This is a genomic window from Roseibium sp. (assembly GCF_050301095.1).
Taxonomy (GTDB): Bacteria; Pseudomonadota; Alphaproteobacteria; order Rhizobiales; family Stappiaceae; genus Roseibium.
In genome coordinates, this window is record NZ_JBNKYW010000026.1 from 1 (window position 1) to 8,302 (window position 8,302).

At 60.5% G+C, this 8,302-nt stretch carries 8 protein-coding genes; 3 read left to right on the forward strand and 5 right to left on the reverse strand.

What is annotated here, in order from left to right; all coding sequences use genetic code 11:
* Window positions 1-989, reverse strand: a 989-nt coding sequence (locus ACQY7U_RS01590; RefSeq protein ID WP_428641285.1) for a cbb3-type cytochrome c oxidase subunit I, incomplete at its 3' end; no start/stop codon positions are given.
* A gap of 415 nt (window positions 990-1,404) precedes the next feature.
* Entirely contained in the window at window positions 1,405-2,472 is a 1,068-nt protein-coding gene (hisC, locus tag ACQY7U_RS01595) for a histidinol-phosphate transaminase (protein ID WP_428641287.1), read from the reverse strand.
* Window positions 2,473-2,745: 273 nt separating this feature from the next.
* Between hisC and ACQY7U_RS01600 the strand changes: the two genes are divergently transcribed.
* Both ACQY7U_RS01600 and ACQY7U_RS01605 read left to right on the forward strand, forming a co-directional pair.
* Window positions 2,746-4,092 carry a sensor histidine kinase gene (locus ACQY7U_RS01600; RefSeq protein ID WP_428641289.1) on the forward strand — a complete coding sequence of 449 codons (1,347 nt, stop codon included), beginning with the start codon at window positions 2,746-2,748 and terminating at the stop codon, window positions 4,090-4,092.
* Window positions 4,089-4,751, forward strand: a complete 663-nt coding sequence (locus ACQY7U_RS01605) for a response regulator (protein WP_428641291.1) — start codon at window positions 4,089-4,091, stop codon at window positions 4,749-4,751. Before ACQY7U_RS01600 ends, ACQY7U_RS01605 begins: the two co-directional genes overlap by 4 nt.
* A 48-nt stretch (window positions 4,752-4,799) precedes the next feature.
* Here the strand turns inward: ACQY7U_RS01605 and ACQY7U_RS01610 are convergent, their stop codons facing one another.
* Entirely contained in the window at window positions 4,800-5,576 is a 777-nt protein-coding gene (locus ACQY7U_RS01610) for a hypothetical protein (protein WP_428641293.1), read from the reverse strand.
* Window positions 5,577-5,774: 198 nt separating this feature from the next.
* A complete protein-coding gene (locus ACQY7U_RS01615; RefSeq protein WP_428641295.1) occupies window positions 5,775-6,656 on the reverse strand; it encodes a LysR family transcriptional regulator in 882 nt (293 codons plus the stop codon).
* Window positions 6,657-6,755: 99 nt separating this feature from the next.
* Here ACQY7U_RS01615 and glyA point away from each other — a divergent pair, with 99 nt between their 5' ends.
* The gene (glyA, locus tag ACQY7U_RS01620) at window positions 6,756-8,078 is read left to right on the forward strand and encodes a serine hydroxymethyltransferase (RefSeq protein ID WP_428641297.1); all 1,323 of its coding nucleotides are present in this window, start codon (window positions 6,756-6,758) and stop codon (window positions 8,076-8,078) included.
* 23 nt (window positions 8,079-8,101) lie between these two features.
* On the opposite strand, the gene ACQY7U_RS01625 is transcribed toward glyA, so the two are convergent.
* Window positions 8,102-8,302 (reverse strand): AbrB family transcriptional regulator (locus tag ACQY7U_RS01625; protein ID WP_428641299.1); only part of this gene is annotated, 201 nt, incomplete at its 5' end.

The window sequence follows — 8,302 nt, forward strand, 5'->3', positions numbered from 1 at the left end:
TGGTGCGGACCGGCCCAGATGTAGAGGAAGATCAGCGCCCAGAAGTGAACGATCGACAGGCGGTAGGAATAGACCGGCCGGTCGGCCTGCTTCGGGATGAAGTAGTACATGATGGCCAGGAAGCCGGCGGTCAGGAAGAAGCCCACCGCGTTATGGCCGTACCACCACTGCACCATGGCATCCTGCACGCCCGACCAGACGATGTAGGACTTGGTCGAATAGATCGAGACCGGAACCGCCAGATTGTTGGTGATGTGCAGCATGGCGATCGTGACGATGAACGCCAGATAGAACCAGTTGGCCACATAGATGTGCGGTTCCTTGCGCTTCCAGAGCGTGCCGAGGAACAGCAGCAGGTAGAAGACCCAGACGATGGTCAGCCACAGGTCGGCGTACCATTCCGGCTCCGCGTATTCCTTGCTCTGCGTGGCGCCGAGCAGGTAGCCCGTGCCAGCGATGACGATGAAGGCGTTGTAGCCCAGGATCACGAACCACGGCAGGATCCTGCCCGGCATGCGCACCCGGCAGGTCCGCTGAACGACATACATGGATGAAGCCAGCAGAACGTTGCCGCCGAAGGCGAAGATCACCGCGGACGTGTGCAGCGGCCGCAGACGACCGAAATTGGTCCACGGCAGATCGAAGTTCAGCGCCGGAAAGGCGAGCTGCAACGCGATGATCAAACCAACGAGAAATCCGGCGATGCCCCAGAACATGGCCGCCACCGAACCGAACTTGACCGGCCCGAAGTTGTAGTTGGGTTTGCCGTTGATTTCGGCCGGGATCGGTTCCCCGCCGTCGTTGAAGTAGTTTTTGAAGATCACGAACACGCCGACGGCGGCGAACAATGCGCCGATGCCGGCATGAAATGCCATGACCTGATCGAATGTCTTGCCTGCCACGATGATGCAGGCAAATGCCAGAAGCACAAGGAAGATGGCGAAACCGCCTTCCTCGAGCGAAATTATTTTGGCCTTGCTTTGTGCCATTTTAGCGCCCCAGTCTATGAAATCGTTACAAGGTGCCAACGATGGCACGACCATGAGCACGACTCTAGATGAGCCGCGTTGATTCATATCAATGGGGTCTTACTAGCTTAAGTGAGTGCTCCGCAGTTTGCACAATGTCGCATACGCCTGACGCATTGTCGCAGGACGATTTTCACAGGCTGGTCCGGGTTGGCCAATAATGCCAGACTGTTTGCGCCGGTTGCCCTGACTTTTGTCAAGAGGTTGAGCGAAAACCCGTAATCCCGCCTGCTCCGGTATCTGGTCAGGGATCGAGCGGTCACGCCGGGTACAGCGGCAAGCGAACGCCGGCTCCGCAGCTGCCTCTTTCGTCTAGCGTCAAGCCCGCGAGTGGCTTTCCACCGAAAAAACCTGAGCGTGGAATGTCCGACGCCCGTCAGCCCGCCTGCCCCACCAGGTCTTCCGTGACGGCCAGCAACCTGTCGCAGTCGTTGCAGGTGCCGACGGAAATCCGGAGAAAATTCTCGATGCGGGGCTGATCGAAATGGCGGACAAGAATGCCTTCCGATCTCAGGTCCGCGAGCAGCTTCGCGGCGGAAACCCGTTCGTGGCTCACGAACAGAAAATTCGCGGACGATGGCAGGACACGAAACCCCAGGGTCTTCAGTCTTTCCGCCAACCGGTCACGGTCCGCCATGACGCGCAGGCGCGTTTCATCGAACCAGTCCCGGTCCTGCCAGGCTGCAAGTGCCCCTTTCAGCGAAAGCCGGCCAAGCGGATAGGAATTGAAGCTGTCCTTGATACGTCGCAGCGCCTGGATGAGTTGGGGTTGGCCAACCGCGAATCCCACGCGCAATCCGGCAAGGCTCCGCGACTTGGAAAAGGTTTGCACAACAAGCAGGTTCTCATACTTCGGCACCAACCGTACCGCGCTTGTAGCGCCGAAGTCGACATAGGCTTCATCAACGAGGACAAGGGTATCAGGGTTCTGCTGCAGGATGTGTTCAAGTCCCGACAGCGGAATAGCCACGCCCGTAGGTGCATTCGGATTGGCAATGACGATGCCGCCACAGGTGCCGCGATAATCTGACGGTTCCAGTTCGAACGCCTCGTTCAAAGGGACCAGCTGCTTCTGAAGCGCATATAGCTCGCAGAAGGTCTTGTAAAAGCTGTAAGTGACATCCGCAAAGAGCACCTGTGCCTTGCCGCTGAAAAATCCGTGAAAGGCATGGGCAAGGACTTCGTCGGAACCATTACCGACAAAGATGTGATCCGCGGTCACGCCGAAACTCGATGCTATCGCGCTTCTGAGGTCCGTTGCCGACGGATCGGGATAGAGCCTCAAATCGTCTTCAGCTCCGTTCCGGATGGCTTCCAATGCCATGGGTGATGGCCCATAGGGATTCTCGTTGGTGTTGAGCTTGATGAAGACACGATCCTTCGGCTGCTCGCCGGGCGTGTAGGGCGCCAGATTTTCAACAATCGGACTCCAGAACCTGCTCATTCGATGTCACCAGTCTTGGAGAAAGTCCCCATTTGAATGAATATGCCTCGCCTGCCTTGTCGGACAGTTTTTCAGTCATGTCCAGTAAGCGGCTTTCGGAAACCAGCCGATCGCCCCGATCAGACCAATTGGCGGCATTTCACTCGGACCTAGGTCCGAATGGAACCGGGTGGAAGGCTGGGATATCCTTGAGCCATGAAGCAGCCGGCCCGAACATCCAGTGCAATGTCGCAGGTCTCTTATTCGAGACTGTCGCTCTCGCGGAGGTTTGCGTTGACCGGCGGACTGGTCATGCTCGTGGCAGCCGTCACGATGGCGGTCTGGGTATCGGACCGTATCGAACGCGGCGTAGTCGCCAACACCGCCAATGCGACGGCGCTTTATATGGAAAGCGTGATTTCTCCCGCCAGCCAGGAACTGGCCCGATCGGACGAGCTCTCTCCCGGAGCGGTTCAGGCACTGACCGAAATTTTCCGGGAAACGCCACTTGGCGAACACGTGGTGTCCTACAAGATATGGAAACCGGGCGGCCTCGTGGCCTATGCAAGCAATCCCGATCTCATCGGCAAGACCTTCCCGCCGGGCGAGGAGTTGCAGGCCGCCTGGGCCGGCAAGGTCGTGGCTTCCTTTTCCGATCTCGACGGGCAGGAGGCAGCGGCGGAACGCGCCATGAACCGGCCGCTTCTGGAGGTCTACAGCCCCATCCGGGAGGTCTGGTCGGGCTCGGTCATTGCCGTGGCCGAATTCTACGAGGTTGCCGACGATCTGGAACGCGAGTTGCTCCGTGCCAGGGTCACCACATGGATCGTGGTTATGCTGGTCATGGCCTCCGCCTCTTTCCTGCTGTTCGGGATCGTACAAAACGGCAGCCGAACGATCACGAAGCAACAACAAGCCCTTACCGAAAGGATTTCCGAGCTCGGACGGCTTGTCGAACAGAACCGCCAGCTGAGGCAGAGGGTCGAACATGCGTCGGCACGTACGGCGGAGATGAACGAGCGCTACCTGCGGCGCATCAGTGCGGATCTTCACGACGGTCCGGCACAGCTTCTGTCTCTCGGCGCCCTGCGGCTGGACAGTGTCGTGGAGGTCGAAAACCGGGACGAAAGGCGGCGCCTGTCCGAGGGCGTGCGCTCCAGCCTTGATCAGGCCATGGCCGATATCCGCAGCATATGCAGGGGCCTCGCCCTGCCGGAAATCGCTTCCCAGGCACCGGAGACCGTGGTTCGCAAGGCGGTTTCGGAACATCAGTCGCGCACCGGCGATGCCGTCGAGGTCGATATTGCGGGACTGGAAACGGCTGAACTGGATCATTCCCGCAAGATCTGTGTTTTTCGTTTCCTTCAGGAAGCCTTGTCAAACGCCAGCCGCCATGGCGAGGGCAAGGACATTCGTGTCGAAGCCACGGGAAGAGACGGGAAACTGGTCGTGAGTGTGCGCGACAGCGGTCCGGGTCTTTCATCCAAGCCGGACGACGACCTCCATCAACGGGGCCTTGGCCTTCCCGGCCTGCGTCACCGCATCGAAAGCCAGGGAGGCCGGCTTGAGATTGAAAGCTCCGCCGGCCACGGGACATGCCTGCGTCTTGTTCTGGAGCAGCAAGGAGATGAACTCGAATGACCGCCCCCATCCGGATTGTCGTGGTGGACGATCACCCGCTGTTTCGCGAAGGCGTCAGCCGGACGCTCGCCGAAAAAGATCAGTTCGACATTGTCGCGGAAGGTGAAAATGCCGACGAGGCGTTGCAACTGGTACAGGCAACCCGGCCGGACCTCGTCCTTCTGGACATATCGATGCCCGGAGGCGGCATCTCCGCCGCTGCGGCCATAGCTTCACACCATCCGGAAACACGGATCGCCATGCTGACGGTATCGGAGGCGGAGGACGACGTGATGGCGGCTTTGCAGGCAGGCGCGCATGGTTACATTCTCAAGGGAGTCAGCGGGCGCGAACTGTGCAACGCCGTCGGAGAAATCTCTCAGGGGTGCTCCTACGTGTCTCCCACGCTGGCGGCAAAATTGTTGAAGGTGTTCAATTCCGGTCAACGGCAACCTCGTCCCGAAACCCGGCTTGAAGATCTCGCGAAACGAGAAGAGCAGATCCTGCGGCTGGTTGCGCAGGGAATGAGCAACAAGGAAATCGCGCTTTCGCTCGACCTTCAGGAAAAAACGGTCAAGCACTACATGACCGCGATCTTGAAGAAACTGCATGTTCGCAACAGGGTCGAGGCCGCCATTCTTGCCCACGACGTCTGGGAAAAAGGCAGCAAGGGGAGCTGACGCCCCCCTTTCTGATGACGTTTTCCGCCCCTGCGTACGGACCCCGCGTTACCTTCCGGCCAATTTGCGCAGACGTGCCAGATCCGATTGTCTGGCCTGTCGCTGGATGACGGTATTGTTGTTCGGATCCTTCAGTTCATACCGGCCGTTCTCGACCTCTTCCTTCCAGCCATCCGAATAGCGGACTTCCACATTGTTTCCCGAGATTTCGACATGGACCGTGCGGGCGGAGCGCGAACGGGCGTTCGACAGGGATCGTGAAAGCCGGTTTGCAGCGCCGGTCAGTCTCGCACGGTCCGCATCCGTTGCCGGCCGGCGGCTCACGGTCCTTCCTGCCGGATCCTTGCGCTCGAATACCCCGTTTTCGATCTCGTCCTTGAAACCATTGGCATAGCGAACCTCGATATGCGCTCCCCGAATCTCCGCGGAAGGCGAACTGTCCCTGCCGGCACGTGCTTTTCTCTTTCCGTCACGGTCCCGCTCACGATCCCTGTCGCGGTCTCTGTCACGGCCCTGACGGTCATCGTCATCGTCCGAGCCGCTCCCCGAGTTGTCGCTGTCGCCACCAGAATCGTCGCCGCTTCCCCGGCCGCTGCTGTCGTCGCTGCTGCTGTCGTCGCTGCCGCTGCTGCCACTCCCGCTGCTATCGCTGCCGGAACCGCTGTTGCCACCATCGTCGCTGCCGTCTTTTGCCAGAGCCTGCCCTCCCAGCGAATGAATGCCTCCCAGGTCGATGTCGAAGCGGCTTGCCGGGATCAAGGCAATGATGGCGGCCACGGACAATGTCAGGAACCGGCGGGCTACGGGTTTTGAGATATTCTGCATGGTCGTCCTCGCAGTCTGGAAAAACGTCTGCGCGAATGATCCCTTTCTACCAGCCGGTTGCGAAGTGCCCCCGGACCTATGCCCTCCGCTGCCGGACCTCTGCGGTTCCGCTTCAGACGTTCGCCCGCCGGGACAGTCGACTTGATCCGACCATGGTCCGACGGTTCCTCGCCATTGCGCGTGGAGAGAGGGCTTCGGCTATATGCCCTGCTGCAAGGCAGCCATGACCTTTCCCGCCACTTCGCCGCCTTGTCCCCCCGGAAGACGCCAGAGACAGATGCCCGCCTTGAGCGGAACCGGGATGTCGAAGGGCGCGATGAGGGCGCCGGAAGCCAGATAACGGGAAACCAGGGACCTGTGCGCCATGAGCACGCCGACACCATTGAGGGCTTCATTGAGGGCAAGCGCATAGAGCGAAAAGACGGGACCAATCGGGGCAAAGGCTTCTCCCGGCAGGGCTTCCTGCGCCCACGACTGCCAATCGGTTGCCCAGGCCGTGTCGGTCAGACAGGTCACGGCCTTCAGATCCTGCGGGCTCTTGAGCGTCCGGGCCAGTTCGGGAACGCAGACCGGTAAGAGTTCGTCGCCGGAGACCCGGATCCCACCCTCCGGCGGGTCCTCCCGGTAGAACAGGCAGAGGTCGAAAGGCACCCGCTTCAGGTTTGGCGGCACTTCCATCGCCGTGACGGAAATATCGATGCCCGGAAGTTGTTGCCGCAGGGCGGACAGCCGTGGTGCCAGCCAGAGCTGGGCCAGCGCCGGCAGGGCCGCGATGTGGATCTTTCGCGGTGCCGCGTCGCGCCTTAGATCTCTTATGCTCTCCCCCAGCAAGTCGAAAGCCGCAACAAACCCGGGCAGCGCCCGTTGCCCCAGCGGGGTCAGCCGAACCCCGCGGGCGTGCCGGGCGAAGAGCGGCGCCCCAATGTCATCTTCGAGAGACTTGATCTGGGCCGCGACCGCCCCCGGGGTGACATGCAGTTCCTCGGCAGCCTGGGCGAAACCGCCAAGGCGCGCCGCCGCCTCGAAGGCCCTCAAGGCATTCAGCGATGGCAGTCTGGGTACGGGAGGGGATACGGGCACCTTGAGCCTCAATTTTTCTAGCCCTTGAATTTCTAAAATCTCGCTTGCCGCAAGGCAAGCATATGACGAAACTTCCAGCAGAAAGTTGGAGAACCGAACATGAGTGCACACGAGCTTCGCCCCTGGCTGCCTTCCGCGGCTGCTGACAGGATCGATGACATCACCGGCAACACCCGGACCATGTCCTCGGCGCAGGTCGCCGACCGCATCGACGCACTTGCCACCGAAAACCGCCGGATCCACGAGCGGGACTGCTTCAATCTCAATCCGGCGACCAACGTCATGAATCCGCGCGCCGAAGCGCTGCTTTCCAGCGGTCTGGGCTCGCGACCGTCTCTCGGTTACCCGGGCGACAAATACGAAATGGGCCTGGAGGCGATTGAAGAAATCGAGGTGATCGCAGCGGATCTCGCCTGCGAGATCTTCAACGCTGTCTATGCGGAAATTCGTGTCGCGTCCGGAGCACTTGCCAATCTTTACGCCTTCATGGCGACCACCAAGCCGGGCGATGCCATCATCGCTCCGCCCGCTTCGGTTGGCGGTCATGTCACCCATCATGCTCCGGGCTGTGCAGGCCTTTACGGCCTCACGATCCACGAAGCTCCTGTCGATGCAGACGGCTATACGATCGACCTCGATGGATTGCGCGATCTTGCTCTGAAAGTCCGCCCGAAGCTCATCACCATCGGCATGAGCCTCAATCTTTTCCCGCATCCGGTCGCCGAAATCCGTGCCATTGCCGACGAAGTCGGAGCCTTCGTACTGTTCGACGCAGCGCATCAGTGCGGCATGATTGCCGGCGGCGTCTTTGATGACCCGCTCGCCGAGGGCGCTCACATGATGACCATGAGCACATACAAGAGCCTCGGCGGCCCCGCCGGCGGCCTGATCGTGACAAACGACCGGGACCTCTCGGAAAAACTGGACGCCATCGCCTTTCCGGGTCTGACCGCGAATTTCGACGTTGCGAAATCGGCAGCGCTTGCGGTCACGCTGCTGGACTGGCGGGAGCACGGCAAGGCTTATGCCGGCGAAATGGTGGCAACTGCCAAAGCCCTTGCGGCTGCGCTGGCGGAAGCGGGAATGCCGGTTTTCTCAACCGGAAACGGCATGACCGAATCCCATCAGTTCGCCCTGGAAGCAGCCGCCTTCGGCGGCGGGCAGGCAGCATCCAAAAAACTCCGAAAGGCAGGCTTTCTTGCCTGCGGCATCGGCCTGCCCGTTGCTCCCGTCGACGGCGACATGAACGGCCTTCGCTTCGGTACGCCGGAACTGGTGCGCTGGGGCATGACAGCAACAGAAATGCCCGAACTCGCAAGGCTGATCGCCGAGGCGCTACGGTCGAACGATCCCGAGACTCTGGCCGGACGTGTTGCCGAATGGCGGCGAACCTTCGACAGGCTGCATTTTATCAATTCCTGATCTCAGGTGTTCGATCTGCCCGCTTACTTCTTGCCCAGCACCAGAGCTGTCACAAACGGCAGCACCAGAATCATCGCCGTGAAACGCGCAATCTGATGAGCCGCGACGAAGGCCGGGTCCAGGTCGAGCATGAAGGCCAGCAGGGTCATGACTTCCAGCCCTCCGGGCGCATAGGCAAGCATGGCCTGGCCGAAAGGTATGTGCACCAATTCGGCGACGATCCA